Annotated in this window: 26 protein-coding genes and 1 pseudogene; 14 read left to right on the forward strand and 13 right to left on the reverse strand. The window is 68.9% G+C overall.

Annotated elements, in window-relative coordinates; translation table 11 throughout:
- Positions 1 to 369: 369 nt before the first annotated feature.
- From ACH492_RS07270 to ACH492_RS07285, 4 genes are all read left to right on the forward strand, one after another.
- Positions 370 to 966, forward strand: a complete 597-nt coding sequence (locus ACH492_RS07270) for a suppressor of fused domain protein (RefSeq protein ID WP_398983742.1) — start codon at positions 370 to 372, stop codon at positions 964 to 966.
- A 236-nt stretch (positions 967 to 1,202) separates the two neighbouring features.
- On the forward strand, positions 1,203 to 1,841 hold the full coding sequence (locus tag ACH492_RS07275) for a DUF6758 family protein (protein WP_398983744.1): 639 nt from the start codon (positions 1,203 to 1,205) through the stop codon (positions 1,839 to 1,841).
- 82 nt (positions 1,842 to 1,923) lie between these two features.
- Positions 1,924 to 2,787, forward strand: a complete 864-nt coding sequence (locus tag ACH492_RS07280) for a PHP domain-containing protein (RefSeq protein ID WP_398983746.1) — start codon at positions 1,924 to 1,926, stop codon at positions 2,785 to 2,787.
- A 45-nt stretch (positions 2,788 to 2,832) separates the two neighbouring features.
- On the forward strand, positions 2,833 to 3,438 hold the full coding sequence (locus ACH492_RS07285) for a MarC family protein (RefSeq protein WP_398983748.1): 606 nt from the start codon (positions 2,833 to 2,835) through the stop codon (positions 3,436 to 3,438).
- An 83-nt stretch (positions 3,439 to 3,521) separates the two neighbouring features.
- On the opposite strand, the gene ACH492_RS07290 is transcribed toward ACH492_RS07285, so the two are convergent.
- On the reverse strand, positions 3,522 to 3,674 hold the full coding sequence (locus ACH492_RS07290) for a hypothetical protein (protein WP_307661284.1): 153 nt from the start codon (positions 3,672 to 3,674) through the stop codon (positions 3,522 to 3,524).
- Between the two features lie 173 nt (positions 3,675 to 3,847).
- Here ACH492_RS07290 and ACH492_RS07295 point away from each other — a divergent pair, with 173 nt between their 5' ends.
- Positions 3,848 to 4,762 (forward strand): NYN domain-containing protein, encoded by a 915-nt coding sequence (locus tag ACH492_RS07295; RefSeq protein WP_398983750.1) that lies wholly within the window; start codon positions 3,848 to 3,850, stop codon positions 4,760 to 4,762.
- Positions 4,763 to 4,782: 20 nt separating this feature from the next.
- On the opposite strand, the gene ACH492_RS07300 is transcribed toward ACH492_RS07295, so the two are convergent.
- Entirely contained in the window at positions 4,783 to 5,640 is an 858-nt protein-coding gene (locus tag ACH492_RS07300) for an alpha/beta fold hydrolase (RefSeq protein WP_398983752.1), read from the reverse strand.
- 282 nt (positions 5,641 to 5,922) lie between these two features.
- The gene (locus ACH492_RS07305) at positions 5,923 to 7,668 is read right to left on the reverse strand and encodes a DEAD/DEAH box helicase (RefSeq protein ID WP_398983754.1); all 1,746 of its coding nucleotides are present in this window, start codon (positions 7,666 to 7,668) and stop codon (positions 5,923 to 5,925) included.
- A gap of 515 nt (positions 7,669 to 8,183) precedes the next feature.
- Between ACH492_RS07305 and ACH492_RS07310 the strand changes: the two genes are divergently transcribed.
- Positions 8,184 to 8,909: a ferritin-like fold-containing protein gene (locus ACH492_RS07310; RefSeq protein WP_398983756.1), complete on the forward strand. Its 726-nt coding sequence runs from the start codon at positions 8,184 to 8,186 to the stop codon at positions 8,907 to 8,909.
- Between the two features lie 100 nt (positions 8,910 to 9,009).
- Here the strand turns inward: ACH492_RS07310 and ACH492_RS07315 are convergent, their stop codons facing one another.
- The 4 genes from ACH492_RS07315 to ACH492_RS07330 all read right to left on the reverse strand — a co-directional run bounded on the left by ACH492_RS07315 (position 9,010) and on the right by ACH492_RS07330 (position 10,855).
- Positions 9,010 to 9,279 carry a hypothetical protein gene (locus ACH492_RS07315; protein WP_398983758.1) on the reverse strand — a complete coding sequence of 90 codons (270 nt, stop codon included), beginning with the start codon at positions 9,277 to 9,279 and terminating at the stop codon, positions 9,010 to 9,012.
- 196 nt (positions 9,280 to 9,475) lie between these two features.
- Entirely contained in the window at positions 9,476 to 9,703 is a 228-nt protein-coding gene (locus ACH492_RS07320; RefSeq protein WP_307661278.1) for a DUF3107 domain-containing protein, read from the reverse strand.
- 139 nt (positions 9,704 to 9,842) lie between these two features.
- Positions 9,843 to 10,484, reverse strand: a complete 642-nt coding sequence (locus ACH492_RS07325) for a TetR/AcrR family transcriptional regulator (protein WP_398983760.1) — start codon at positions 10,482 to 10,484, stop codon at positions 9,843 to 9,845.
- 146 nt (positions 10,485 to 10,630) lie between these two features.
- Positions 10,631 to 10,855 carry a hypothetical protein gene (locus ACH492_RS07330; protein ID WP_398983762.1) on the reverse strand — a complete coding sequence of 75 codons (225 nt, stop codon included), beginning with the start codon at positions 10,853 to 10,855 and terminating at the stop codon, positions 10,631 to 10,633.
- A 124-nt stretch (positions 10,856 to 10,979) separates the two neighbouring features.
- On the opposite strand from ACH492_RS07330, the gene ACH492_RS07335 reads away from it, so the two are divergent.
- The 8 genes from ACH492_RS07335 to moeZ all read left to right on the forward strand — a co-directional run bounded on the left by ACH492_RS07335 (position 10,980) and on the right by moeZ (position 20,165).
- A complete protein-coding gene (locus ACH492_RS07335; RefSeq protein ID WP_398983763.1) occupies positions 10,980 to 11,945 on the forward strand; it encodes an alpha/beta fold hydrolase in 966 nt (321 codons plus the stop codon).
- A gap of 9 nt (positions 11,946 to 11,954) precedes the next feature.
- Positions 11,955 to 13,316, forward strand: coding sequence for a DUF3152 domain-containing protein (locus ACH492_RS07340; protein WP_398983765.1), 1,362 nt, complete (start codon positions 11,955 to 11,957; stop codon positions 13,314 to 13,316).
- The gene (locus tag ACH492_RS07345) at positions 13,280 to 14,074 is read left to right on the forward strand and encodes an ATP-binding cassette domain-containing protein (protein WP_398983767.1); all 795 of its coding nucleotides are present in this window, start codon (positions 13,280 to 13,282) and stop codon (positions 14,072 to 14,074) included. The genes ACH492_RS07340 and ACH492_RS07345 overlap by 37 nt, the downstream gene beginning before the upstream one ends.
- 190 nt (positions 14,075 to 14,264) lie before the next feature.
- On the forward strand, positions 14,265 to 15,947 hold the full coding sequence (locus ACH492_RS07350) for a DUF3492 domain-containing protein (RefSeq protein ID WP_398983769.1): 1,683 nt from the start codon (positions 14,265 to 14,267) through the stop codon (positions 15,945 to 15,947).
- Positions 15,944 to 17,152: a hypothetical protein gene (locus ACH492_RS07355; protein WP_398983771.1), complete on the forward strand. Its 1,209-nt coding sequence runs from the start codon at positions 15,944 to 15,946 to the stop codon at positions 17,150 to 17,152. The genes ACH492_RS07350 and ACH492_RS07355 overlap by 4 nt, the downstream gene beginning before the upstream one ends.
- 62 nt (positions 17,153 to 17,214) lie before the next feature.
- The gene (locus ACH492_RS07360) at positions 17,215 to 18,174 is read left to right on the forward strand and encodes an NAD-dependent epimerase/dehydratase family protein (RefSeq protein WP_398983773.1); all 960 of its coding nucleotides are present in this window, start codon (positions 17,215 to 17,217) and stop codon (positions 18,172 to 18,174) included.
- Positions 18,162 to 18,923, forward strand: coding sequence for a spherulation-specific family 4 protein (locus ACH492_RS07365; protein WP_398983776.1), 762 nt, complete (start codon positions 18,162 to 18,164; stop codon positions 18,921 to 18,923). The genes ACH492_RS07360 and ACH492_RS07365 overlap by 13 nt, the downstream gene beginning before the upstream one ends.
- A 63-nt stretch (positions 18,924 to 18,986) precedes the next feature.
- Complete coding sequence (gene moeZ, locus ACH492_RS07370; RefSeq protein WP_398983778.1) at positions 18,987 to 20,165, forward strand: adenylyltransferase/sulfurtransferase MoeZ; 1,179 nt, start codon at positions 18,987 to 18,989, stop codon at positions 20,163 to 20,165.
- A gap of 167 nt (positions 20,166 to 20,332) precedes the next feature.
- On the opposite strand, the gene ACH492_RS07375 is transcribed toward moeZ, so the two are convergent.
- From ACH492_RS07375 to ACH492_RS07400, 6 genes and pseudogenes are all read right to left on the reverse strand, one after another.
- Complete coding sequence (locus ACH492_RS07375) at positions 20,333 to 20,689, reverse strand: hypothetical protein (RefSeq protein WP_398983779.1); 357 nt, start codon at positions 20,687 to 20,689, stop codon at positions 20,333 to 20,335.
- 333 nt (positions 20,690 to 21,022) lie between these two features.
- A pseudogene (locus tag ACH492_RS07380) lies at positions 21,023 to 21,283 on the reverse strand (transposase family protein); the annotation flags it as partial.
- 126 nt (positions 21,284 to 21,409) lie between these two features.
- Positions 21,410 to 21,865: a hypothetical protein gene (locus tag ACH492_RS07385; RefSeq protein ID WP_398983781.1), complete on the reverse strand. Its 456-nt coding sequence runs from the start codon at positions 21,863 to 21,865 to the stop codon at positions 21,410 to 21,412.
- Positions 21,866 to 22,096: 231 nt separating this feature from the next.
- Positions 22,097 to 22,846: a transposase family protein gene (locus tag ACH492_RS07390; protein ID WP_398983783.1), complete on the reverse strand. Its 750-nt coding sequence runs from the start codon at positions 22,844 to 22,846 to the stop codon at positions 22,097 to 22,099.
- A 445-nt stretch (positions 22,847 to 23,291) separates the two neighbouring features.
- Positions 23,292 to 23,813, reverse strand: coding sequence for a hypothetical protein (locus ACH492_RS07395; protein WP_398983785.1), 522 nt, complete (start codon positions 23,811 to 23,813; stop codon positions 23,292 to 23,294).
- 295 nt (positions 23,814 to 24,108) lie between these two features.
- Entirely contained in the window at positions 24,109 to 24,654 is a 546-nt protein-coding gene (locus ACH492_RS07400; protein WP_398983787.1) for a hypothetical protein, read from the reverse strand.
- Positions 24,655 to 26,035: the final 1,381 nt, after the last annotated feature.

Consider the following 26,035-nt stretch of genomic DNA (forward strand, 5'->3'; position numbering starts at 1 on the left):
CGCAAAGCGGGCGGCACCGCGGGGATCGCGGTGACGGCGTTCGCTACAGACAGGCAAAAACGAAGTGCTCTTCCGTCGTGCGAAATGCCATGGGCCCCGTGTGGAAAGGCCTCAGATCACAGAGGAAAGGTGCCGTGCGGAAGAGCGGTTGGTACTGACCGGTCGACTTCGATCCACCGCAGCCCCACCTCCTCCAGCCGGTCCCCCGTGGGGGATGACGTGTCGTCGGGACTTGAGAGCAACTCCCCCAGAGCTCCGCCTGGGGGTACCCCCACCTGCGTGCCCGTCCCGACCAGCGGCCAAGACTATCAGCCGACTGAGGGCCAATCCCTTCGTTTGCCCGTTCCATACGCCATTTATGCTCGCGACATGGAAGACGTTCTTGCTCTGGTCGAGGCCCGGCTGCGTACGGCACTTGGCGAACCGGACGCGCGCGCCGCGGTGACCTTCCTCGGTACGGACCGCGTCGAGGTGCTCCGGTTCCTTGACCGGGGCGGCGACGGGGACATCGTGCGGTACGCCACTCTCGGCATGTCCGCCCACCCGATGACGGACCCCACCGCGGCCCTCGCCGACCCGGTGAAAGGACCGCGCGCGGAGCTGGTTCTCTCCGTACGGGCCGGGCTCGCCGACACCGACAAGGTGCTGCGTCCGCTCGCCGTACTGGCCGCGTCCCCGCAGGTCGAGGGCGTGGTGGTGGCGCCAGGCGCCTCGCTGGACGTCGGCGGTCCGCTGTGGCCGGACGCGCCGTTCAGCTCGGTGCTTGTCGCCGAGTCGGGCGGGCTTGTCGAGGACCTGGAGCTGGACGGGCCGATAGATCCGGTGCGCTTCCTTCCGCTGCTGCCGATGACGTCGAACGAGGCGGCCTGGAAGCGGGTGCACGGCGCGCAGGAGCTCCAGGAGCGGTGGCTGACGCACGGCACGGATCTGCGCGATCCGCTGCGCAGGTCCGTAACTCTGGACTGATTTCAGGTCAGTTGGTGAAGACCGTCACACCGTCCTCGGTCGCGTGGACGGGCTGGAGCGTCGGCGCTGCCCACGCCAACCACCGGCCGCTACTCCGCCGAATGGGTGCGATATGCAAGCAATAGGCTGGACAATCTAATGCTTGCAAGCTGCATCTAGTTTTGCCTGGCGAGGGCACGCGCCGGACGGGTGATCGTCCTTGACGCGACGACGGCCGGGGAGGACCGTTGGACGCTATGAGGGGCGAACCCAGTTGCCCGAAGTGCGGTGGCCGGGTCAGGGCGCCCGGTCTCTTTGCCGACTCCTGGCAGTGCGATGTGCACGGTGCGGTGCACCCGCTGCAGCCGGTGATCCCGCCCAGCGTCGAGGCCCTCGGTGTGGTCGTGCACCGCGCGAAAGTCCCTGTCTGGATGCCCTGGCCGCTGCCCGTCGGCTGGCTCTTCACCGGTGTCACCTATGCGGGGGACGACCGAAGTGGAGGCCGCGCGACCGCAGTTGCCTGCTCGGGTCCCGGCCCGCTCGGCGGCATGGGCGAACTGCTGCTGATCGCCGAGGAGCTGGGCGTCGGCCTCGGTGCGCGTTACGCGGGGATGGACGGACCCGACCCCGGCCCGCACATCTGCGTCGACAAGCCGCCGCAGACCAAGGTGCTCGCCGCGGGACGCCCCACTCCGCTGTGGCTTGTCAGCGACGCCCCCACCGACCGCGCGGTCTTCGCGGGCGAGGCGCTCGGGCTGTGGCTGTGGGCGATCGTCTGGCCGGAGCAGTCAGGGTTGTTGATGTACGACGAGCTGGTGCTGACGGATCTGCGGGACGCGGGCGCGGAGGTGGAACTGGTGCCCTGCGGGGCGCTGTCGCCCCGCCTGCTGTCCTGAACCGGGCTGAAGCGGGGCTGTTCGAATCCCCGATACACTGGACCGTCCCCTTGTCCGTCTGCCGTCCCTGGAGTTACGCGTCGTGCGCATCGATCTGCACACCCACTCCACGGCTTCGGACGGTACGGACACCCCCGCCGAGCTGGTGCTGGGCGCCGCCGCGGCCGGACTGGACGTCGTAGCGCTGACCGACCACGACACCACCCGCGGCCATGCCGAGGCGATCGCCGCGCTCCCCGAGGGCGTGACCCTTGTCACGGGCGCCGAGCTCTCCTGCCGTATCGACGGAGTGAGCCTGCATCTGCTGGCGTATCTCTTCGACGCGGACGAGCCGGAGCTGCTGCGCGAGCGTGAGCTCGTACGGGACGACCGGGTGCCGCGCGCCCAGGCGATGGTGGCCAAGCTCCAGGAACTGGGCGTCCCGATCGAGTGGGCCCAGGTCGCCCGTATCGCCGGGGAGGGCTCGGTCGGCCGACCGCACATCGCGACCGCGCTCGTCGAGCTCGGCGTCGTGCCGACCGTCTCGGACGCTTTCACGCCTCAGTGGATCGCCGACGGCGGCCGTGCACACATCACCAAGCACGAGCTCGACCCCTTCAAGGCGATCCGCCTGGTCAAGGCCGCAGGCGGGGTCACCGTCTTCGCGCACCCGCTCGCCGTCAAGCGCGGCAACACGGTGCCCGAGGCCGCGATAGCCGACCTCGCCGCGTACGGCCTCGACGGCATCGAGGTCGACCATATGGACCACGACGAGGCGACCCGGGCCCATCTGCGCGGCCTCGCCGCCGAACTCGGGCTGCTGACCACGGGATCGAGCGACTACCACGGCAGCCGCAAGACCTGCCGGCTCGGCGAGTACACCACCGACCCGGAGATCTACGGCGAGATCACGCGGCGTGCGACCGGCGCTTTCCCGGTGCCGGGCACGGGCGGACGCCCCGCCTGACCCTCGCCCTCCCTGTTCGACCCCTCTTCCCGCTAGGCCCTCACTGTGTTCGACGCTGCCGTTTTCGGCTCCCTCTTCCTGACCCTCTTTGTGATCATGGATCCCCCTGGGATCACGCCGATTTTCCTCGCCCTGACGTCCGGGCGGCCCGCCAAGGTGCAGCGCCGGATGGCCTGGCAGGCGGTGGCCGTCGCCTTCGGCGTGATCACCGTCTTCGGTATTCTGGGCCAGCAGATCCTGGACTACCTGCATGTCTCCGTACCGGCGCTGATGATCGCGGGAGGTCTGCTTCTGCTGCTCATCGCGCTCGACCTGCTGACCGGCAAGACGGACGAGCCCCAGCAGACGAAGGACGTCAATGTCGCGCTCGTACCGCTCGGCATGCCGCTGCTCGCCGGGCCCGGCGCGATCGTCTCGGTGATCCTGGCCGTGCAGCACGCGGACGGCGCGGCCCAGCAGATCTCGGTCTGGGTGGCGATCGTCGCGATGCACGTCGTGCTCTGGCTGACCATGCGCTACTCACTGCTGATCATCCGGGTGATCAAGGACGGCGGTGTGGTGCTGGTGACCCGGCTCGCGGGCATGATGCTCTCCGCGATCGCCGTGCAGCAGATCATCAACGGCGTCACCCAGGTCATCCAGGCTGCCTGAGGCCGACCTGCCGAACGCACTGCGCCCCCGTACGGATCGTCCGTACGGGGGCGCAGTGCGTCACATCACTACGTCGTCAAGCGTTACGAAGCCATGGATTCGGCCGGTCGGATATAGATGCGCTGGCCTGTCGAGGCGGCCTGCTGCACGATCCGGTTGACGGAGGCGGCGTCTACGACGGTGCTGTCCACGGCGGTGCCGTCGACGTCGTCCAGTCGCATGATCTCGAAGCGCATGGCTTCTCCCTTCGTCTGATCCTCCTGCTGGAGAACTGATGGCGACGGATATCCGTCTGTGTTCTGTGTGTGTTCAACGGGATGCACCCTGCAAACATTCCCTACGCTAAGGAAATTTTTTGGATGCCTAACTACTGGCAGGCTGTGGCGTGACCACGGAGAATGAGCACCGTATGAATGAGCACCGTATGGACGACGCAGAGATCAATGAGATCGGCGCCCGCCTGGAGCGCACCAACGAGCTGCTCCATCGCATGCTCGCCGAGGTCGCCAAGACGCCTTCCACCCACGCCATCTTCGTCGACGCGGGTTACGTCTATGCTGCGGCCGGGTTGCTTGTCGCGGGCACCGAGGACCGGCGCTCCTTCGACCTGGACGCGGAGGGGCTGATCGAGGCCTTCATCGACAAGGCCCGCACGATCTTCGCGGACAGCAGGCTGCTGCGGGTGTACTGGTACGACGGCGCCCGGCGCCGTATCCACACCCCCGAGCAGCAGTCCATCGCCGAGCTGCCGGACGTCAAGGTGCGCTTGGGCAACCTCAACGCGAACAACCAGCAAAAGGGCGTGGACTCACTCATCCGTACGGACCTGGAGTCACTGGCCCGGCACCGGGCGATCAGTGACGCGGCGCTGGTGGGCGGTGACGAGGACCTGGTCTCGGCGGTCGAGGCGGCGCAGGGGTACGGCGCGCGGGTCCATCTGTGGGGCATCGAGGCGGCTGAAGGGCGCAATCAGGCGGAGCCGCTGCTGTGGGAGGTCGACAGCCAGCGGACGTTCGACCTGGACTTCTGCCGCCCCTACATCACGCGCCGCCCGGTCACGACGTACGAGAACGAGGGCGCGCCGCCGCCGTCGCGGGACGAGGTGCGCTTCGTGGGGGCGCAGATCGCGGCGACGTGGCTGGGGGAGCGGGGGCGGGAGGCGATGGGGGAGCTGCTGCCGGGCCATCCCTATCTGCCGGGGCCGGTGGACCAGGACCTGCTGATCGAGGCGGAGAGGGTGCTGCAGCGGTCACTGCGGGGGCACGCGGTGCTGAGGCGGGCGCTGCGGGACGGGTTCTGGCAGCACCTGCAGGCCCAGTACTGACACGCCCAGTACTGGCTCGTTCAGTGTTGATCCCAGAACGCGGCAACGGCTGTGGCGGTCTCGCTGGGGCGGTCGGTGTTCGGTGAGTGCTCGGCGCCGGCGATCACGGTCCGGTGGGCGTCCAGCCGCTGCGCCATCGCGTCGAGCAGCGGCACCGGCCAGGTGTCGTCCCGCTCGCCGGACACCACATGCTTGGGCAGCGGTTGTACGGCGGCGAGTTCGTCGACCCGGTCCGGCTCCACGGTCAGCTGGCGGCCGGTGGCGATCAGCTGGGCGGGGTTGTGGCGCAGCCAGCGGCGACGGAGGTCCTCGCCGTTGCCGGGGCCGGTGTCGGCGTCCTCGGGCGGGTCGAGCGCCCTCATGGCATCCCAGACCTGGTCCATCGTCATGACCGCGAGCGCGTCGCTGAGCAGCTTGACCTTCTGCTGCTGGGCGGGCGAGATCTGGGCGGGCCCGGAGGACACGAGGGTGAGCGTGCGGAAGGGGGTGGGGTCGATGAGGACGGCGGCGCGGGCGATCTGCCCGCCGAGGGAGTGCCCTAGGAGGTGCACGGGCCCGCCGATCGCCTCGGCCTGGGCGAGCACGTCGCGGGCCAACTCCTCCTGGGCGTAGGCCTGTTGGTCGTCCGGCCCGGCGGTCTCGTACTGCCCGCGCCCATCGACGGCGACGGCGCGGTAGCCGGCCTCGGTGAGGGGCTGCAGCAGGGCGATGAAGTCCTCCTTGCTCCCGGTGTACCCGGGAAGGAGAAGGGCGGTGCGGTTGTCGGCGCGGCGACCGGGGTCGGGCTGCGCATCGAGCACGGCGAAGGTGCCGCGGGGGGTGTGGAGGTCGCGGGAGCGGGCGGAGGGGGGCGGGCTGAAGGTGGGCGGGCGACTCATGCGACGAGGCTAACGGGGACGGGGATTCCCCTTAACCGGGGCTCCGCCCCGGGCCCCGCTCCTCCATCGTCGACGAGGCTCCAATGGAGCCCGCTGGGGGTCCCCCCGGACGAACTCTGGGGGAGATTGAGGACAATGCCCGAAGGGCGTTCGGGGGTCTGGGGGCTTGCCCCCAGTTCGGGAAGTGGGGGTCCCCCCACGCCCGCCAGGGCGTAGGGGGAGGGGTGGGGAAAAGCCAATGGCCCGGCCCCCGCAACAGGGGCCGGGCCAATTTGGGGGCGGTCAGCTCTCGGGCTGAGCCGCCTTCACCGTGCGCGTACGGCGGCGCGGCTTCGTCTCGGGCTCGGGCGTGTCGACGACCGCCTCGACCACGGGCTTGGCGGCCCGCGTACGGCGGCGCGGCTTCGTCTCCGGCTCGGTCGCATCCACGACCGCCTCGACGACCGGCTTGGCGGCGCGCGTACGGCGGCGGGGCTTCGTCTCGGGCTCGGCCTCGACCGTGGCCACTGCCTCGACCGGGTCCGCGACCTTCACCGCGCGCGTACGACGCCGCGGCTTCGTCGCGACCTCCGCCTCGACGGCCTCGACCGCGACCTCGGCCAGCTCCACCACGGCCGGCGCTCCCACTCGCGTGCGGCGACGGCGGCGGGGGCTCCGCGGCTCAGCCGGGGCGTCCGGGGCGTCGGGTGCGCTCGTCGCGTCCGGTGTCACCGTCGGCTCCGGGGCGTCGAGCGGCGTGGAGCCGCTCCGCGTCCGGCGGCGCTGGCGCGGCGTGCGCGGTGCGCGCTCTTCCCGCGTCGGGGCCGCGGACGGCGACGACTTGCGGCCGCGGCCGCCCGTCTCGCCCAGGTCCTCGACATCCTCCGCCGCCAGGCCCGCGCGGGTGCGCTCCGCCCGCGGCAGAACACCCTTCGTGCCGGCCGGGATGCCCAGCTCCTCGAACAGGTGCGGCGAGGTGGAGTACGTCTCGACCGGGTCGCTGAAGCCGAGGTCAAGCGCCTTGTTGATCAGCTGCCAGCGAGGGATGTCGTCCCAGTCCACCAGCGTCACGGCTGTACCGGACGCGCCCGCCCGGGCCGTACGGCCGACGCGGTGGAGGTAGGTCTTCTCGTCCTCGGGCGACTGATAGTTGATGACGTGCGTCACGCCCTCGACGTCGATGCCGCGCGCCGCGACATCGGTGCAGACGAGGACATCCACCTTGCCGTTGCGGAAGGCCCGCAGCGCCTGCTCGCGTGCGCCCTGGCCCAGGTCGCCGTGGACCGCGCCGGAGGCGAAGCCTCGACGTGCGAGCTGCTCGGCGATGTCCGCCGCCGTCCGCTTCGTACGGCAGAAGATCATCACGAGCCCGCGGCCGTCGGCCTGCAGTATCCGCGAGACCATCTCCGGCTTGTCCATGGAGTGCGCGCGGTACACACGCTGCGTGATGTTCGCGACGGTCGCGCCCTCGTCGTCCGGCGCGGTCGCGCGGATGTGCGTGGGCTGCGACATGTACCGGCGGGCGAGGCCGATGACCGCACCCGGCATGGTCGCCGAGAACAGCATCGTCTGGCGCTTGGCCGGAAGCATGTTGATGATCTTCTCGACGTCGGGCAGGAAGCCCAGGTCGAGCATCTCGTCTGCCTCGTCGAGCACGAGCGCGCGCACGTGCGAGAGGTCGAGCTTGCGCTGGCCGGCCAGGTCGAGCAGGCGGCCCGGGGTGCCGACGATCACGTCGACGCCCTTGCGGAGCGCCTCGACCTGCGGTTCGTACGCACGGCCGCCGTAGATCGCGAGCACGCGGACGTTACGGACCTTGCCGGCGGTCAGCAGGTCATTGGTGACCTGCTGGCACAGCTCGCGGGTGGGGACGACCACAAGCGCCTGCGGGGCGTCGGTCAGCTGCTCGGGCTTCGCCCGGCCCGCCTCGACGTCCGCGGGGACGGTGACACGCTCCAGCAGCGGCAGGCCGAAACCGAGCGTCTTGCCGGTGCCGGTCTTGGCCTGGCCGATGACATCGCTGCCGGAGAGCGCGACGGGGAGTGTCATTTCTTGGATGGGGAACGGGGACAGAATGCCGACGGCTTCGAGGGCCTCGGCGGTCTCGGGAAGGATCCCAAGATCCCGGAAAGTCGTAGTCAGGGTGCTGCCTCTTCTGTGAGACGCGGCGCGAGGCGAACGATGGGGGTCGTACCGCACCTGGGTACTGGGCCGGCCGTGGGTTGGCCGGATGGCGCGGGACCACTGCCGTCGCTCGAGCGCTCGTGCCGCTGAGGGGGCCCCTCATCTGCGGTCATACGCAACTGTGCGCACGGTCCGCGCGGAGGGCGGTCGGTTCGGAGCCGATCGTGCCACCGACCGGGCATCCTCAAGGGGACTCTGGAGGAGCAAATCCTCCAGTCATACACTGCGATCGCCCGCCGAGTAACCAAAACGCTCGACAGGCGCATTACCACTGTACCCCGGAATCGCGCATGTGTGTTGGGTGAATTCGTAGGAACCGCGGTGCGGGCGGGGCTGACCAGCCCCTTCCGCCCTGCGGTGAGCGGGCTATTGTGCGCTTCATGGAGACGCCTGACAACGCCACTGAACACACCGGGATCGCCGCCCAGGACTGGGCCACGGCGTCCGCCGACCCGCAGTACCGCGCCGCCGTGGTGGATCTGCTGGGCGCGCTCGCGTACGGCGAGCTCGCGGCCTTCGAGCGGCTCGCCGAGGACGCCAAGCTCGCACCGACGCTCGGCGACAAGGCGGAGCTGGCGAAGATGGCCTCCGCCGAGTTCCACCACTTCGAGCAGCTGCGCGACCGGCTCACCGCCATCGACGCCGAGCCGACCGCCGCGATGGAGCCCTTCGCCCAGGCCCTGGACGACTTCCACCGCCAGACCGCGCCGTCCGACTGGCTGGAGGGCCTGGTCAAGGCCTACGTCGGCGACTCGATCGCCAGCGACTTCTACCGTGAGGTCGCGGCCCGGCTGGACACCGACACCCGCGCGCTGGTGCTCGCCGTGCTCGACGACACGGGCCACGGGAATTTTGCGGTCGAGAAGGTCCGCGCCGCGATCGAGGCCGAACCGCGCGTCGGCGGACGGCTCGCGCTGTGGGCGCGCCGGCTGATGGGCGAGGCGCTCTCCCAGGCGCAGCGTGTGGTGGCCGAGCGCGACGCGCTTTCCACGATGCTCGTGGGCGGTGTGGCGGACGGCTTCGACCTCGCGGAGGTGGGCCGGATGTTCTCCAGGATCACCGAGGCGCACACCAAGCGGATGGCGGCCCTGGGCCTCGCGGCCTAGCTTTCCGGCGACTCGGGCGGCCCCGGAGGATTCGCAGACTTCGGCGGCTTCGGCGGCTTCCGCGGCTCCTCGGGCTTCGCGGAAGCCGCGTCATGCGGCCTCAGAAAGGGAACGCTCGGCGCAGACGGCGCGTTGACGGCCGGATCAGCAGCGAGAGCAGTACGGCTCCGATGGCCGCCGCGCCCAACAGCGTCGCCAGGAAGTGACCTGGACCGAGCGCCGCATGCGTCACATACGCGCCGAACAGCGCGCCCACCGGGCCTGTTGTGAAGACCACACGGCGGGCCGGAAGCCGGTCGGGCAGATGACGGGAAACCGCCCAGGAGAGGGCGAGTCCGAGCAGGACTGAACCGAGCGCTTCCAGCAGCACTGCTGATCACCTCACGGACGCCGGTGCGGGCAAAACGGTCGTAGCCCGTACTACCCGGCGTCCGCGGAACGCAACCCTCCCTGAGCAGCGGACCTGAGAGCGGGCTGAGCAGCGGATTGAGCAGCGAAAGAGGGCCCGGCGGGGGAATTCCCGCCGGGCCCTCCTGCGTACTGCTCCAGTGGCTCGAGCCGCCCTGCTACAGCGCGCCGAATCCCACGCGCCGTGCCGCCGGCTCACCGATCTCGATGTACGCGATCCGGTCGGCCGGTACCAGGACCTTGCGGCCCTTGTCGTCCGAGAGGCTGAGCAGCTGCGCCTTGCCGGCCAGCGCGTCTCCCACCGCGCGCTCGACCTCCTCGGCGGACTGCCCGCTCTCCAGAACGATCTCCCGGGGCGCGTGCTGCACGCCGATCTTGACCTCCACGGCTATGTCCCTCCGAACGGTCAGCGATGCGCGGTCAGCCGCGCCGTACGCAGCACACATTAGCCCGGCCGACGGACGGGGCCGACGTCCGCGGGGAACGCCAGGAGCGAACATCCCGCGGCAGCGCCGCCGCCGCGCCTCAGTGCTGCTCTGTGCCGTGCAGCGGGAAGCCCGCGATGCCCCGCCACGCCAGCGAGGTGAGCAGCTGTACCGCCGTGTCGCGCGGGATGCCGGAACCGCTGGAGAGCCAGTACCTGGCCACCACCTGGGAGACCCCGCCGAGGCCTACGGCCAGCAGCATGGATTCCTCTTTGGACAGGCCCGTGTCCTCGGCGATCACGTCCGAGATCGCCTCGGCGCACTGGAGCGAGACCCGGTCCACGCGCTCACGCACCGCGGGCTCGTTCGTCAGGTCGGACTCGAAGACCAGCCGGAAGGCTCCGCCCTCGTCCTCGACATACGCGAAGTACGCGTCCATCGTGGCGGCGACGCGCAGCTTGTTGTCGGTCGTCGACGCCAGCGCCGTACGGACCGCGTGCAGCAGGGACTCACAGTGCTGGTCAAGCAGAGCCAGATAGAGCTCGAGCTTGCCCGGGAAGTGCTGGTAGAGCACCGGCTTGCTGACGCCGGCCCGCTCGGCGATGTCGTCCATGGCGGCCGAGTGGTAGCCCTGGGCCACGAAAACTTCCTGGGCAGCGCCCAGAAGCTGGTTCCTGCGGGCTCGGCGTGGCAGACGTGTGCCCCGCGGGCGCGCTGCCTCTGTCTGCTCGATGGCTGTCACGCCGCCTCCCAAAATTCGTTCCGTGCGCGCTGTGCGCCGCGCCGCCATCGTACTTTTGGGTAACCCGGCTGTGCGTGCTGCGAACGCAGAATTTCACGGACCGGACGGTCTTGGTAGCTCCCGATTCGGGGGCAAAGAGGGGCAGGTCACCGGTAGTCGTCCTCGTCGAGAGAGACGACGCGGGCCTGTTCCGCGGCATCGGCCTCGTTCGCGGTGTCCCGGTCGATGCCGGTCAGCGGGTCGTCGTGCTCCGGTTGTATCTCGGTGTGCTGCTCGGCGGCGTCGGCCTCGGGCACCTCCTCGTCGAGTGCGGCGTCGCCCAGGTCCTCTTCTTCTTCGAAGGTCTCCGGGTCAGTGGGATCGACAGGCATGCGGCACCGCTTTCCATGGAGAGCTGCCTTTCCTACGAGCCTAGGAGGTCCTGATTCATGGCGCTACGCGATGTGTGATGCCGAACACACGATCCAGGGTGTGATCGTCTCGTAACATTGCCGCATGTCTTCGACCGAGCTGCCGGGAGTTCGCGCCATCACCGCCGCGGCGGCCCCCAAGGTCGCGCCCGTGCGGGTCGCCGAGGGGGAGGAGTTGCGCTCCGTCGCGCTGCCCGGACTGTCCCTCACCGTCAGATCCCGGCCCCCGGCGCGCACGGGACTGCCGCCCGCTCTGTACGTGCACGGGCTCGGCGGCTCGTCGCAGAACTGGTCGGCGCTGATGCAGCTGCTCGATGACGTCGTGGACGGCGAGGCGCTCGACCTGCCCGGCTTCGGGGATTCGCCGCCGCCGGACGACGGCAATTACTCGGTCACCGGGCATGCCCGGGCGGTGATCCGACATCTGGACGCGGCCGGGCGCGGGCCCGTGCATCTGCTCGGGAACTCCCTGGGCGGCGCGGTCTCCACCCGGGTCGCGGCCGTCAGGCCCGATCTGGTGCGCACGCTCACCCTCGTCTCGCCCGCGCTGCCCGAGCTGCGTGTCCAGCGTTCCGCCATGCCCACCGCGCTGCTCGCGCTGCCCGGGCTCGCCTCGCTGTTCGGCAGACTCACCAAGGACTGGACGGCCGAGCAGCGCACCAGAGGCGTGATGGCGCTCTGTTACGGAGACCCCAGTCGGGTCGACGAGGAAGCATTGCGCAATGCTGTGGAGGAGATGGAGCGGCGTATGCAGCTCCCGTACTTCTGGGACGTGATGGCCCGGTCGGCGCGCGGCATCGTCGATGCGTACACGCTCGGTGGCCAGCACGGACTGTGGCGGCAGGCCGAGCGGGTGCTCGCGCCGACGCTCCTGGTGTACGGGGGGCGGGACCAACTCGTGGCCTACCGTATGGCGCGCAGGGCGGCGGCGGCGTTCCGGGACTCCCGGTTGCTGTCTCTCCCGGACGCGGGGCACGTTGCCATGATGGAGTACCCGGAAACGGTCGCTCTGGCCTTCCGGGAACTGCTGAACGACTGCGACAGGAGCTGAATCGGGGCCGTGGGACGACACAGCCGCAAAGGCCCCGCACCCAGGGGTTCCGAATCGGACGACAGGTCCGGCATATCGAACGCCGACGGGCCGGAGGGCGTGGTTCCGGACCCCGGCAGCGGGCGGCGCAGGCGGGGGGTCGCGCCCAGGGGCTCCGAGCAGCACGCCTCCTCCGGGTACGGCCCTTCCGGATATGGCCCCTCCGGGTACGGCACGCCGCAGGCCAGGGGCGGGCACCCGGAGCAGCATGAGGCGGGCGGCGGTTGGGGAGTCCCGCAGCGGTACGACAACAGGCAGGGCAGGCAGCGGGTGCAGACACCCGCGGCGCCGCCGCGGATCGCCACGGGGGCGCGAATACCGGGCCCGCGACGGGAGTTCGTCGAGGCCTTCGACCAGCAGTCACAGGCGCAACCACAGCAGGGCAGGATGCCCGGTCCGCGGGGGGCCGATCCGTACGCCTCCGTCACCTCCTGGGACGACGTCCCCGACCTCGTCTCCGAGCGAGATGTCCCCGATGCAGACGAGGAAGCGCCCGAGGAGCCGCCCGCCAAGGCCGGCAAGGGGCGCACCTTCACCGGGATCGCCGCCGCCGCGGTGACCACCGTTCTCGCGGTCGTCGTGGCCGGCCAGGTCGCCACCGACGGCCCGGCCACATCGAGCGCGCAGTCCGCGGGCGAGGACCGGGGGGCCGCGGAGAGCCCGGCGTCCCGCTCCAGAGGCCGGCAGGCGCCGCCGAAGGGCGCGCCGCCCGCCGCTCCGGCTGCCCCGGTCACGTACGCGAAGCTGATGGCCACTCAGTTCTCGATCGATCCGAAGCTGACGGCGAGCGGAAAATTCGAGGCGGTGCCCGGCTTCCAGAAGGCGCCGGGCAAGGGCCGCAAGATCCGCTACCGGGTGGATGTCGAGAAGGGCCTCGGACTGGACGGCGAACTCTTCGCCAAAGCGGTCCAGGAAACTCTCAACGACGAGCGGAGCTGGGCGCACGGCGGGGCAATGACCTTCGAGCGGATCTCGTCCGGCGAGCCGGAATTCGTCATTACGCTGGCGAGTCCGGGGACCACGGCGGACTGGTGCGCCAAATCCGGTCTGGATACGACCGTCGACAATGTCAGCTGCGACTCCGCGTCGACCGACCGCGTGATGATCAACGCGTACCGCTGGGCGCAGGGCTCGGAGACGTACGGCGACAAGGCGATGTTCCCCTACCGCCAGATGCTCATCAATCACGAGGTCGGGCACCGGCTCGGGTACGGGCATGTGAACTGCCGCACGCCGGGAGCGCTCGCGCCGGTGATGCAGCAGCAGACCAAGTCCCTGGACGTCGACGGGATCCAGTGCAAGCCCAACCCCTGGGTGCACCCCGGCAGTTGAGTCCAGTATGCGGGACAGGCGTCTCGCGCACGGCTCCTCGCGCGGCGCTGTTCCATCTCGCGCCGGGTGACTCGGCCAGGCTCGCCTGCGGCGATCGCTGCAACACGCAGAAGGTCGCGCAAGTGCGGGACCAACTCGGCCTGAACGACTCGTTGTCCGCTCAGTACGCGCACTTCCTGCAAGGCGTCGTGGTCGGGCGGGAGATGGCGCTCCAGGATCCCGTCGCCTTCCTCAGTCCGCGGCGGTCCGTCGGCGAGTGCATCGCCGATCCGCGGCGGTCCGTCGGCGAACGCGATGAACGGCGGATCAGGGCACGCGTGCAGGCGCTGCTGGAGCGGGTCGGGCTCGGTCCGGAGCGGTACGAGAGCTGTCCGCGCGAGTTCAGCGGCGGACAGCGGCAGCGGATCGGGATCGCCCGGGCGCTCGTCGCCGAGCCGAAGCCGATTGTCTGCGACGAGCTGGTCTCCGCGCTCGATGTGACCACAAAGGCGCAGGTGATGGAGCTCCTCAGCCGGCTCCAGGGCGAGCTGGGCCTCGCGCTGGTCTTCATCGCGCACGAGCTCGCCGTGGTACGGCAGGTCAGCGACCGCGTCGCCGTCATGCGTGGCGGCCGCATCGTCGAGCAGGGCGACGTCGACGAGGTGTACGGCTCCCCGCAGGACCCGTACACGCAGCAGCTCCTCGCCGCCGTGCCCGCGCTGGATCCGGTGCTCGCCGGGCCCCGCCGCTCCGCCCGCAAGGAGCTGGCCGCAGCCTGACGCTCAGTAACGAGATACCTGCGTAGCGCGACAGAACGCTACCTGGGTGGGAAAGTTACGTGCATTCACCCCTTCCGGTGGCGTGATGGACAACCGTCCGTCGCGCCACCGGAGTACCGGCTTACCGTCTTCCCGCTGCGAGTCACCGGACCAACGGTGGCCGCCCACAAGGGAGATCGGGGGTGCACCGGTGCGGATCGGACTGCTTACGGAAGGTGGTTATCCGTATGCGACGGGTGAGCAAAGGCTGTGGTGCGACCGGCTTGTGCACGGGCTCGCGCAGCACGAGTTCGACATCTACGCGCTGAGCCGCAGCGCGCGGCAGGAGGACCACGGCTGGATCCAGCTCCCGCCGCAGGTGCAGCGTGTGCGCACCGCCCCGCTGTGGGCGCCCGAGGACGACGGGCGCACGTACGGGCGGCGTGAACGGCGGCGCTTCGTCGGCCACTTCAAGGAGCTTGCCACCGCCGTCTGCGGCGAGGGCGATGGCTTCGCCGACGGCCTGTACGGACTCGCCGAGCTCGCCCGCGACAGCGGCGGCCTCTACGCTGCCCTCCGCTCCGAACTCGCCGTACGCGTCCTCGAATCCGCCTGCCGCGCCCACGGCGCACGCCGCACCGTGCACGCCGCCACCGTCCCCGACTACCTCGCCTTCGCCGACCAGCTGGAGCGCGCGCTGCGCCCGCTCTCCCTCGACTGGTACGGCGAGGACGGCCTCGGCGCGGTCGACCTCACTCACGCCGCTTCCGGCGGATCCGCCGCCCTGTCCGGACTTGTGGCCAAACGCTTCTTCGGGGTCCCGCTGCTGGTCACGGAGTACGGCGTACAGCTGCGCGCGCACTATCTGGCCGCGAGCGACGCCGAGCTGACCGCGCCGGTACGGGCCCTGCTCGCCGCCTTCCAGGGACGGCTCGCCGCCGAGGTGTACGCCCAGGCATCCGTCATCACGCCCGGCAACACGCACGCCCGCCGCTGGCAGGAGAAGTGCGGCGCAGACCGCGCCAAGCTGCGGACCGTCTACCCCGGCATGGAGGCGGATCGTTTCGCGGCGGTGGGCGAGCCGGTGGGGGAGGGCTCGGACAGCGGCGACCCGCACACCCTCGTCTGGGTCGGCAGGATCGAGCCCGCCAAGGACCTCATCGCGCTCCTCCACGCCTTCGCCGAGGTGCTCAAGAAGGAGCCGCGGGCGCGGCTGCGGCTGTTCGGCGCGCCGGTGCAGGGGCCCCAGGCGGCGACGTATCTCGCCCACTGCAGGGCGCTGGCCGCCCAGCTCTTCCCGGACGAGGCGGCCGACGCGCACGCCGTCGGCACCAACCCCGTCTCCTTCGAGGAGATCGGCGGACCCGAGGCCCCCGAGCTCGCCGACGCGTACGCCTCAGGGGGCGTGGTCGTCCTGTCCAGCGTCGTCGAGGGCTTCCCGATCAGCCTGGTCGAGGCCATGTTCTGCGGCCGCGCGACGGTGTCGACGGATGTCGGCGCGGTCGTCGAAGTCATCGGCGGTACGGGCCTCGTCGTGCCCCCGCGCAATCCGCGGGCGCTCGCGGACGCCTGCCTCGCGCTGCTGCGCGATCCGGAGCGCCGCGAACGGCTGGGCGCCGCGGCGCGCGCCCGGGCGCTCGAACTCTTCACGATCGAACAGAACCTGACGGCATTTCGCGGCATTTACCTGGAGCTGATCTCGCACTCCCCGGTGCAGCGCGAGGCCGTGAACGAGGACGGCGAACCATTGCCCTTCGCCCATCCCGCCGAGGCGCATGTACCGGGCCACTGGACGGGCGGCGGCACTCCGTCGAAGGGCCGCACACCACGCTGGGCGGACGGGCGGGGGCTCGTCGCCGCGGCTGCCGTCACCGCACAGGAGGCGCGCGCATGAGTACGTCCCGTATCACCGGGGCCGGGGAGGACGCGCCCGCGGAGCCGGGCAAGCCCCCCGCCCCGCGCCGTGGCCCCGCCGACCCCGTCAAGGCGCTCATGCACCGCCACCGGGAACTGTGCGAGCGGGCCGTCGACCCGCTGGAGATCGCCGCGGGCCTCGAAGCCCATGGCGTCACCGACCGGACCGCCTCGCGCTTCCGTCACCGGGACGTCTTCTCGCTCGCCGAGGAGCTGTACGCGCGCGTACCGCGCGGAGCGGAGTCGGATCCCGGCCCCGCACGTACGGGCGCGCGCGTCGCCGAATCGCGCTCCGGGCACGCGGGGCGCGCCGGGCGTGCACTCCTCGCGCTGTTGCCGGGCGCCGTCTGTGCCCTGGCCGTCGTCGCCCTGGAGGCGACCGACGGCGCCGCCCAACTCGCGGCCGGGGCCGCAGGCGCGGCCGGAACCGCCGTCGCGCTCGCCCTCTGTCTGAGGCACGGGCCGCTGCGCGCGGCGGGGCGCACCGTCCCCGCCGTGCGCCTGTGGACGCTATGGCTGGTGGCGTACGCGGCGTACGGCGAAGGCCTGCTGGAGCAGATCGCCGACGGCGGACCAGAAGGACCTCTGCCCCTGACCGCCGCCCCGCTCGTCGCCCTCGCCCTTGCCGTCGCCCCCGCGGCCTGGTGCGCCCGCGTCTTCTCCGTACAGGCCCGGCGCAAGCTGGACGGCAGCCGCGGTCTGGAGGAGTTCGCATCCGGCGCGCGCCCCCTGCTGCTGTCAGTCGTCGCGTTCTACGTCTGCGTCCTCACCGCGCTCCTCGCGCTGGCCGGGCTCGTCCTCCCGCACGAGGCCTTCGCCCCCGCCGTCACCCTCGGCACCCTGCTCTTCCTGGCCCGGCTGCTCATCGTCCACGGCTTCCCCGAATCCGCGGCCGCCGGGCTTGCCGCCGCCTGCGCCGCCGAAGTCGCGGCCCCCGTTCTGCTGCTGGCCGGCCGCCTGCCCGACTGCGGCTTCCTGGCGAGCCCCGTCGAGGCGGCCGTCGGCGCCTGGGGCGCCGGATCCGTACCGGCGATCGCCTGCGGGGCCGCCGCCCTCGGCCTGCTGGCCCACGCCACCGCGGCCCTGTCCCGGGCCTCGGCGCACACCGTCCAGACCGCCCCTGGAGCCGACACCGCGGGCGAACCACGGCAGCACCAGCACCCGCATCGACAGCAACACCCTTAAGGAGAAAGCGACATGACCCCCCAACCCCCAGCTCCGGCCCGTCGGCACCGAGGGGCCGCGCGATGAGGGTGCTGCTGCTCGGTGCCAATGGATTCCTCGGCCGCTTCGTCGCCGACCGGCTGCTCGCCGACCCGGCCGTGCACCTCACCGCCCTCGGCCGCGGCGACGACGCCGATGTGCGCTTCGACCTCGCCGGCGGCAGCCCGGGCGCGCTCACCCGCTTCCTGGGTGCCGTCCACCCCGGCGTCGTCATCAACTGCGCCGGCGCCACTCGCGGCGGCGCCCGCGATCTGACCCGGCACAACACCGTCGCCGTCGCCACCGTCTGCGAGGCCCTGCGCCGCAGCGGCTGCGGGGCCCGGCTCGTCCAGCTCGGCTGCGCCTCCGAGTACGGCCCCTCCCAGCAGGGTTCGTCGACCGCGGAGGACGCGATCCCACGCCCCGGCGGGCCGTACGGCGTCAGCAAGCTCGCCGCCACCGAGCTGGTGCTCGGCTCCGGCCTGGACGCCGTCGTGCTGCGGGTCTTCTCACCCGTCGGCCCCGGCACCCCGGCCGGCTCCCCGCTCGGCCGCCTCGCCGAGGCGATGCGCCGCGCCATGCAGTCCGGCGACGGCGAACTGAAGCTCAGCGGCCTCGGGGTGCAGCGCGATTTCGTCGATGTACGGGACGTGGCGCGCGCCGTGCACGCCGCCTCTCTGTCCGCCGCGCAGGGCGTCGTCAACATCGGCACGGGACGTGCCGTCCGTCTGCGGGACGCGGCCGCCGTGCTGGCCAGGGTCGCGGGCTACGCGGGCGCGCTGCACGAGCTCGACGCGCCCTCCGGCCGCCCGTCCATCGGCGCCCCGCGCTCCGAATCCGTACTGGAGCAGCTGTCCGCGACCCCTGCGCCGTACCCCGACGGCTGCGGCAGCTGGCAGCAGGCGGATGTCCGCACGGCCCGCGACCGGCTCGGCTGGCGTCCCCGTATCAACCTCGAAGAATCCCTTGCCGACATCTGGATGGAGGCAGCATGCCGCATCTGACCACGACCGGCACCCAGCTCGCCGCGACCGGCGCGGAGGGGCTCGGCTTCGGTATCCCCGGCTACGCCCACCCGTTGCTCGCCCCCGTCGAATGGGCCGAACTGACCCGTCCCGGCACACCGCTGCACTGGGTCGTCCTCAATGTCGACGACGGCCCCGGCGACCGCCCCGACCCGCACTGCCTGGAAGCCACGGGCAAGGTGCGCAACGCGGGCGTACGGGTCCTCGGGCACATCGACATGGCGCACGGCTCGCGCTCGTTCGGCGATGTCGTCTCCGATGCGCACCACTACCTCGAGTGGTATCGCGTGGACGGCTTCCTGCTGGACCGATGTCCTACGGACCGGGCCGACCTGCACGGGGTGCGGCGTGTCACGGCGACGCTGGAGGCGGTCCTGGACGGCGGGCATCTAGTCCTCGGCCACGGCTCGCACCCTTACCCCGGATATGCGGAGGTCGCCGACCAACTGGTCACCTTCTCCGGGCCGTGGACCGATTACCGCTGGTCGCAGGTGGCGGAGTGGACGGCGGACTACCCGCCGGAGCGGTTCGCGCACTTCGTCCACGGGGTGCCGCGCACGCATCTGGAGGAAGCCACCCGCATCGCGCGCTGGCAGGGCGCGGGGACGATCTTCTTCACCGACCGGTGCGCACGTTCCGATCACAGGGGACATAGCGCCGCATTCGAGGCACTGCCCGGTTACTGGGACGAAATCGTCTCGCAGATCGGACCGGGTGTCTCGGAATGAGGAGGGCCGTGGCAGTGTTACGGAGAGAACAACCGTACTGACATACCGACCAACGGAGCCCCCGTGTCGCTGCCACCCCTGGTCGAGCCAGCTGCTGAGCTCACCGTCGACGAGGTCCGCAGGTACTCCCGCCACCTGATCATCCCGGATGTCGGGATGGACGGACAGAAGCGGCTGAAGAACGCCCGTGTGCTGTGTGTGGGCGCCGGCGGCCTGGGTTCGCCGGCCCTGATGTACCTTGCCGCGGCCGGTGTCGGCACGCTCGGCATTGTGGAGTTCGACGAGGTCGACGAGTCGAACCTGCAGCGCCAGATCATCCACAGCCAGGCCGACATCGGCCGCTCCAAGGCCCAGTCCGCGAAGGACTCGGTGCTCGGCATCAACCCGTACGTGAACGTGGTCCTGCACGAAGAGCGGCTCGAGGCCGAGAACGTGATGGACATCTTCAGCCAGTACGACCTGATCGTCGACGGCACGGACAACTTCGCGACCCGCTACCTGGTCAATGACGCGTGCGTGCTGCTGAACAAGCCGTACGTCTGGGGCTCCATCTACCGCTTCGACGGCCAGGCGAGCGTGTTCTGGTCGGAGCACGGTCCCTGCTACCGCTGCCTCTACCCCGAGCCCCCGCCGCCCGGCATGGTCCCGAGCTGCGCCGAGGGCGGCGTGCTCGGCGTGCTCTGCGCGTCCATCGGCTCCATCCAGGTCAACGAGGCCATCAAGCTGCTCGCGGGCATCGGTGAGCCGCTGGTCGGCCGACTGATGATCTACGACGCCCTGGAGATGCAGTACCGCCAGGTCAAGGTCCGCAAGGACCCGGACTGCGCGGTCTGCGGCAAGAACCCCACCGTCACCGAGCTCATCGACTACGAGGCCTTCTGCGGCGTCGTGTCCGAGGAGGCCCAGGAGGCGGCGGCCGGTTCGACGATCACTCCCAAGCAGCTCAAGGAGTGGATCGACGACGGCGAGAACATCGACATCATCGACGTCCGTGAGATCAACGAGTACGAGATCGTCTCGATCCCCGGCGCCAGGCTGATCCCGAAGAACGAGTTCCTGATGGGCACCGCCCTGGAGGCGCTGCCGCAGGACAAGAAGATCGTCCTGCATTGCAAGACGGGTGTCCGAAGTGCGGAAGTCCTCGCGGTGCTCAAGTCCGCGGGCTTCGCGGATGCGGTGCACGTCGGCGGCGGCGTGATCGGCTGGGTCAACCAGATCGAGCCGGACAAGCCGATCTACTAATCAGCCCCTGGGCTGACCAGCAAGGCTGAAGAAGCCCACGGCTCTGACCAGGTCAGGTGCCGTGGGCTTCTGTCGTTGTTGGTCGGCGTCGGGCGCCCTCGCACGGCCCAGAGACGGCCCGGACTTCCCGCAGGGCCGTCGTCCGTTTCCCCAGTGCCGGGGCAGCCCTACAGGTCAACACGGGTCTCGATGTCGCCCCGCCTGAGAACGACGTGTGCCGGCCGGATGGGCAGACTGCGCAGAGTCGGCTCCAAGACCTTGAAGAGAGCATCTGCATCAGGCCCGTAGGCGTAGACCACGGCCTTGCCTCCTCCGAACTCATTGCCGTCGACCTCGCCGACACCGGCCTCCTCGGCCGCCGCCGCCATCACTTGCTCAGCCTCGTATACCCGCTCTCGCTGGTCGGCGTCGCCAAAACCGCCAGCAGCAAGCATGAAGTGGGCGATGACGGCGTGCTCCTCATCCCCGATGTCAGGGGCCATGGGTATCTCCATGTCGGACACACTCTCATCGGGCTCTGACATCGCACTGCCTCAGCTCCACCGCTGCTCGAATCCGCCACGACCTCTTCGTCCCGAAGCAACTGGGATGACCGTGTGACAGGGCGGCGTGTAGCTGAGCTGCTGCGATGTTCGTCGTCGTCCGTTGTTGTCCGTGGCTGTTCGCTGGCGTTGTCACGCAGTTAGAACTCACCCACGGCGCTCGATCTTGCGACCAAGCGATTAGAAGGCGCTTGGCATCTGCAGTGCCACCCCCGGCGTGAGCTGGTACGTAGTCCTGCTCAACTGCTGTTGGTTCCGGACTCCGACACGCATTCGACTGCGGCGGCCATCGTGCCTCCTCTTCACTGAGCGTTTTCAGCGTTGCCCCTCCAGGGTGAGGACAGCTTTGGTGATGACGGTCATGCGGTTGGGACTGATGCGGGATCTTCCGAAGATCTGCCAGGACTTCAGCCGTGCCATGCCGCGTTCGACCGGTGCCCGGGCTGCGGCCAGGGCTCGGTTGACGGTGCGCTGGGTGAGGGTGAGCTCGCCGCCCGGTGGCCGTTTGAGTCCGGTGGTGACCCAGGAGCCGGCACCCGTGTAGGCACGGTCGGCGAACAGGGGCCCACCCCGGCGCGGTTCGCATCCTGTCGGGGGCGGGGGCGGGGGCGGGGGCGGGGGACGAGCGGCGAGGCCCCCACCTGTCTTGGTAGGGGGTCTCGTCCAGTAGCGGCGCGGGCGGAGTTGCTGCCCTTCGCGGGCTCAACGGCTCTTGTACATCGTGACCGTGAAGCTGACCTTCTTACCGTTGTGGTAGTCGGTGCTGTCCCACACCGAGATGTGAGACCTATCCTGCATCCGCAGGTGCAGCACCTCATCGGCGTTGCTCCAGTTGTATCCGACGAACTGGAAGTTCGGCTCGGGACTGTCTCCCATTCTCCTGTTTCCCCAGCTGCAGATATGCGACGCGTCGTTCTTGCAGACGGACCAGGCCCTGGCGTACAGGTGGCAGTCCTCTCCCTGCCATATGTCGATACGCTTCAGCCTCGCGTCGGACGAGCGCCACGTTCCGTTGAACCGGTTGGCGGAGCACAAGGCGGCTGCTTCTTTCGTCGAGGTGACGGTGAGCACCACCGAGAGGGAGAGCGTCAGGGCGGCCGTCAAGAGCACGGCCATGATCTGGCGTAGTGGAATGCGGGCAGAAGAGACCTGTGTCATCGTGAACCTCCGATAGCGGGTCGCAGCGCGGGGCATCCCGTCGTCACACGACGCGTCGTCCCCCTACTTCGGCTGAACGCCACCCACTCGGGCCCGGATCATTTAGCCCTTTACCCCCTGCCTATTCCAGAGCAGCACTCCGCAATCCTGATCGCAAGTCGGCAGGATTTTACATTTCGCGCACGATTCAATGATGAATGCGATCCAAAGTAGATCGGTCAATGAGCTTCTTCAGCCTTGACGCTCCAGGGTGAGGATGGCTTTGGCGATTGACGTCATGCGGTTCGGACTGCATCGGGACCTGCGGAAGATCCGCCAGGATTTCAAGCGGGCGACGCCGCGTTCGACCGGTGCCCGTGCCGCGGCCAGGGCCCGGTTGACGGTCTTCTCGGTGGGGGTGAGTTCCTGCAGGGGCCTGCGTTTGATGCCCGTGGTCAGCCAGGGGCCGCCGCCCTGGTAGGCGAGATCGGCCAGGATGGGAACTCCCTGGCGCTCGCAGATGCGGATGATCCGGTGGGTGCGGGCGGCGGTCAGGTCGTGGGCGCGGCCCGGCAGCGCGGGTGAGAGCCACAGCAGCCGGCCGTCCGGATCGGTGACCACCTGTACGTTCACTCCGTGCCGGCGGTGCTTGTGGGAGTAGTCCGCGCGTGAGTCGCCGACCCGGTCGCACTCGGCGAGGGTCCCGTCCAGCAGGACGAAGTCGGGGTCAGCCTCGCGCAGGGCCTTCAGTAGACCTGGCGCACGTTGGGCGAGCAGGTCGGTGACTGCGCTGGTGTAGGCGTGGGCGGTGGACTCGCTGATCCCGAACCCGGCAGCGATCTTTGCCAAGGTTGTGTGCTCACGTAGGTACACCAGTGCCACCATCGCGCGCTGGGACGGGCGGAGCTTGCAGCGTCGGTCGCCCTCACGGGTGACGATGAGCATGGTGACCCACTCCACGAGCGCATGTGGCAGGTCGAGTGCGGCAGGATAGATGACCAACGAGGCCCCTGAGCAGCGTGGTTGAGACGTCAGACATCTCGATCAACTGTCCGGGGGCCTCGCTCGTTGCGCTTGTCGGGTGGCACCTGATCGGGGCCCGGCTCGAAGAAGCTCACTGAGTCCATGGAACTAGTTGAGCCGCCAATCAGGTGGACCCAGGACAAGCATCGCGTGGGCACAGAGTCCCATCGACAGCGCTGTGCTTGGAATGCACCGTGCTCCAACGACGCAGACTGGAGCGTGCATGTTGAGGACAAGGGTGGCGATAGTTGGTGGGCCGTCTGCGAGGAACACCGTGCCGCGTCTTCGGTCTTGGGTGCCAAGCCCCCGGCCCGGTAGCGCACGGCTCCGGAGGCCGTTCTGTCCTAGACGTCTGCGCCGGTTACGGACTCTTGGTCGATCGATTAGCGGACACTCGTCCAGAGACGGCAGCAGCCTTGGAGAGCTACTCGCCGAGCCGGGGGTCAATCGGATCATCGCTGGCGACATCATCTGGCTTCTTGACACCGAGCTGCCGTCGGCCTGCGACGAAGAGTCTGCGCATTGCTTCGCGAAGTCGCTCCTCGGGTGTGGCGTTCGCGTAGTATGCAGCCAATTCGTCCTCTCCGCCTTCGTGGACTTTTCTAACCCACCAGGCGTGGTGTTCTACTTCCCTAGCCGCTTGCTGTAGTTCCCGGCTACCAAGTATGCGTATCTGCTGTACTACGGATCGAAGCCTTGCGTGTTGTTCATCGACCTTCTTTTGGTGTTCCTCCCTATCTTGAATCCGGTTGTACCGGCGTACCAGGTGAACCAAGTGACGTGCTGTCGACGCGCATTGATTACATAAATCATAGAGTGGCAGATCCCATCGCACTTCAAGGGCGTGGCGTTCCCTTTTTCGTTCGATCAAGTATGTCGGGATGAGACCCACCGCGGCACCAATTACCAGCAGGACCACACTGGTTGTGATCGCTGAAGTATCCATACGGAAACCATATACTTGCGCGTCTGGGTTGTTCTTGAAGTTCGTGGAGTTTGGTGTATATGAGGCCTATTGGGGCCCTCAGGGCATGACGCCGAACTGGCCAGGACGTGTGAGTGCGGTTCCGTGCAGATGCGGGCGGAGGAGTCTCAACGACTCAAGTCAGCAACCCGGCTGGGCGGTTTCCTGGGCCGCCTCGACTGGTCAAGGCGCCATGCGGCTGCCGGCGGTCAGTTGGGGGGCGTGCCCTGTCGTACTCGATGTTCTTGAGGAGGGCCCTGGAGGCCACGACAAGCAGTTACTCCCACTCTGCCTCGAATGCGGCTTGCTGGTGACTTGCCGCAGTCACGTCGCGCACGTGTACGCCTACGTAGCCATTTGGAGCGGAGATTACGTAGATCGCCTCTTTGCCCTCGATGCCTAAAACGCGGGAATGCTGGATGTATTTCTCTTTGACTTCTACACCCGAGATGCCTTGTACGCGGCTCTTGAAAGCCAGGCCATCAATTCCCGGGGACACGATGAAACGAAAGGTAACCCCGCGACCTGCAACTTCAGCCATGGCGGCAAAAAAACTATCGGGATAGTCTACGCATCCGCGGCATTGCCCGTAGACCCGAGATGATTCATGCGCCCTGCCCATCATCTCGGCGAAAGCCGCAACGGCCCGTTTGCGTGTGAGATAAATTCGTATTTTGTCACTTACTTCAACAACTTCACTCGGGCTGGGGGTCCGAAATTGGCGCCAGCCAAAATAGGTCCCGATAACGGTAGCCACCGTGGCGATCACGCCCAGCGCAATGTTTAGCAATACGCCCCCGTCTGGCACCGAACCTTCTGGCACCTGTCTATGGGTACGCCAAAGATGGAGTACCCACCCTTGCTAGCTTTGCCTGGTTCAGCTTGGCAGGGGTATGCGCCACGGGGCAAGCAAGACTCAGAAGTATCGGCTGAGCCGTCCACCATAGGCCGCGGGGTCCTGCGGGCGCCGCCAGTGAAGTCGAGCAGCGATCTTGAAACAGTCGTCGCGCAAACTCGTCGTGGGTCTCTCACCATGGGGCGGGACGGCACAGTCCCGGGTCTGACAGAGGGAACGCACACGAAGCAATCGGCCCGGCTGGAGCCGCGCCAGGCGCACGCTTTCCAAGTCTGTTGGTGGGGTGGTGAGTGGCGTGCACGGCCGTTCACCTGCGTTCATGCGCGGTCGGGGCACCAGGGAGAGATGGGTTACTGGCCTTGGCTGAACGTGGGTGAACCTAACTGAATGAGACGGAAACTGAGACGGACGCACCTGTCATCGACGCCTGTAAGCACGTCCGGCCGACGTGGTCATGGCGAGACTTCGCGGTTCTGGGCTACTCAAGGTTCTTTAGGGAGCGCAGTCGCAAAACCAGGCGCCAAAGCAGCGGTGGCTCCGTCACAGTGGCCACATGCCGAGGATTCGCGAGGATGAGCTGTGGGCGCAGGTGTCTTCAGGCTGCGCTGCCAGGTGTCGAAGTGCGCCCCCACGACGACGGCTCCCGGCCGAGCATGCATGACTTCGACCTCGTGCGGGACGGACGCAGGTACGCGGCCCTGGAGGTCACGGCTGCAGCGGACGCAGAGTCGATCGCTCTCTGGAAGAGCATGACCCGTGATGGTCGTTGGATCGAGGCAGGGCTGGCGGGAGGCTGGATCGTCGAGCTGCTACCAACGGCCCGGATGAAGACCGTGAGGATCAAACTTCCACAACTCCTAGCTCAGATGGAGCGGCTTACCTTCCGCACTCTGCGTGACGCGGAGGGGGATGCCAGAAGTCAACTCGTTAGCCAAGCGGAGCGGATGGGGGTCGTCTCTGCCTTCCAGTCACCCGCCACGGAGTTCCCCGGCAGCATCTACTGCCTTATCAGGCAGCCAGCCGAAAAAGCAGGGGGTTGGGCGGCTCCCACGGGGGACGCGTTCGCTCACTGGGTCAGCGGCTGGATAGGTGAGCCGAAGCAGGCAGACAATCTTGCGAAGCTCCAGCTGTCAGGAGCGGACGAGCGGCACTTGTTCGTGGTCCTACCTGGGCACACAGTTGCTCCATTCACGGCGTTTGACTTGCTGATGAGGCCCGCAGCCCCCCTTCCCATAGTGGACCCTGCTCTACCTCGTGAGGTGACGCACCTTTGGGCGATGAGCACCTGGGATTCGGGAGATGGCTTCACTTGGTCGCCAGGGGCTGGCTGGAGCCGATTCCAGAAGAT

The sequence above is a fragment of the Streptomyces sp. NPDC019443 genome (assembly GCF_044389785.1).
Taxonomy (GTDB): Bacteria; Actinomycetota; Actinomycetes; order Streptomycetales; family Streptomycetaceae; genus Streptomyces.

Bases quoted from the DNA above. Each gene is read 5' to 3' on its own strand.
- ACH492_RS07330 (WP_398983762.1), bottom strand. From the start codon at position 10,855: ATGCCTGTCGATCCCACTGACCCGGAGACCTTCGAAGAAGAAGAGGAC.
- ACH492_RS07335 (WP_398983763.1), top strand. From the start codon at position 10,980: ATGTCTTCGACCGAGCTGCCGGGAGTTCGCGCCATCACCGCCGCGGCG.
- ACH492_RS07310 (WP_398983756.1), top strand. From the start codon at position 8,184: ATGGAGACGCCTGACAACGCCACTGAACACACCGGGATCGCCGCCCAG.
- ACH492_RS07275 (WP_398983744.1), top strand. From the start codon at position 1,203: ATGAGGGGCGAACCCAGTTGCCCGAAGTGCGGTGGCCGGGTCAGGGCG.
- ACH492_RS07385 (WP_398983781.1), bottom strand. From the start codon at position 21,865: ATGACACAGGTCTCTTCTGCCCGCATTCCACTACGCCAGATCATGGCC.
- ACH492_RS07270 (WP_398983742.1), top strand. From the start codon at position 370: ATGGAAGACGTTCTTGCTCTGGTCGAGGCCCGGCTGCGTACGGCACTT.
- ACH492_RS07365 (WP_398983776.1), top strand. From the start codon at position 18,162: ATGCCGCATCTGACCACGACCGGCACCCAGCTCGCCGCGACCGGCGCG.
- ACH492_RS07305 (WP_398983754.1), bottom strand. From the start codon at position 7,668: ATGACACTCCCCGTCGCGCTCTCCGGCAGCGATGTCATCGGCCAGGCC.
- ACH492_RS07395 (WP_398983785.1), bottom strand. From the start codon at position 23,813: ATGGATACTTCAGCGATCACAACCAGTGTGGTCCTGCTGGTAATTGGT.
- ACH492_RS07295 (WP_398983750.1), top strand. From the start codon at position 3,848: ATGAATGAGCACCGTATGGACGACGCAGAGATCAATGAGATCGGCGCC.
- ACH492_RS07355 (WP_398983771.1), top strand. From the start codon at position 15,944: ATGAGTACGTCCCGTATCACCGGGGCCGGGGAGGACGCGCCCGCGGAG.
- ACH492_RS07290 (WP_307661284.1), bottom strand. From the start codon at position 3,674: ATGCGCTTCGAGATCATGCGACTGGACGACGTCGACGGCACCGCCGTG.
- ACH492_RS07360 (WP_398983773.1), top strand. From the start codon at position 17,215: ATGAGGGTGCTGCTGCTCGGTGCCAATGGATTCCTCGGCCGCTTCGTC.
- ACH492_RS07300 (WP_398983752.1), bottom strand. From the start codon at position 5,640: ATGAGTCGCCCGCCCACCTTCAGCCCGCCCCCCTCCGCCCGCTCCCGC.
- ACH492_RS07375 (WP_398983779.1), bottom strand. From the start codon at position 20,689: ATGTCAGAGCCCGATGAGAGTGTGTCCGACATGGAGATACCCATGGCC.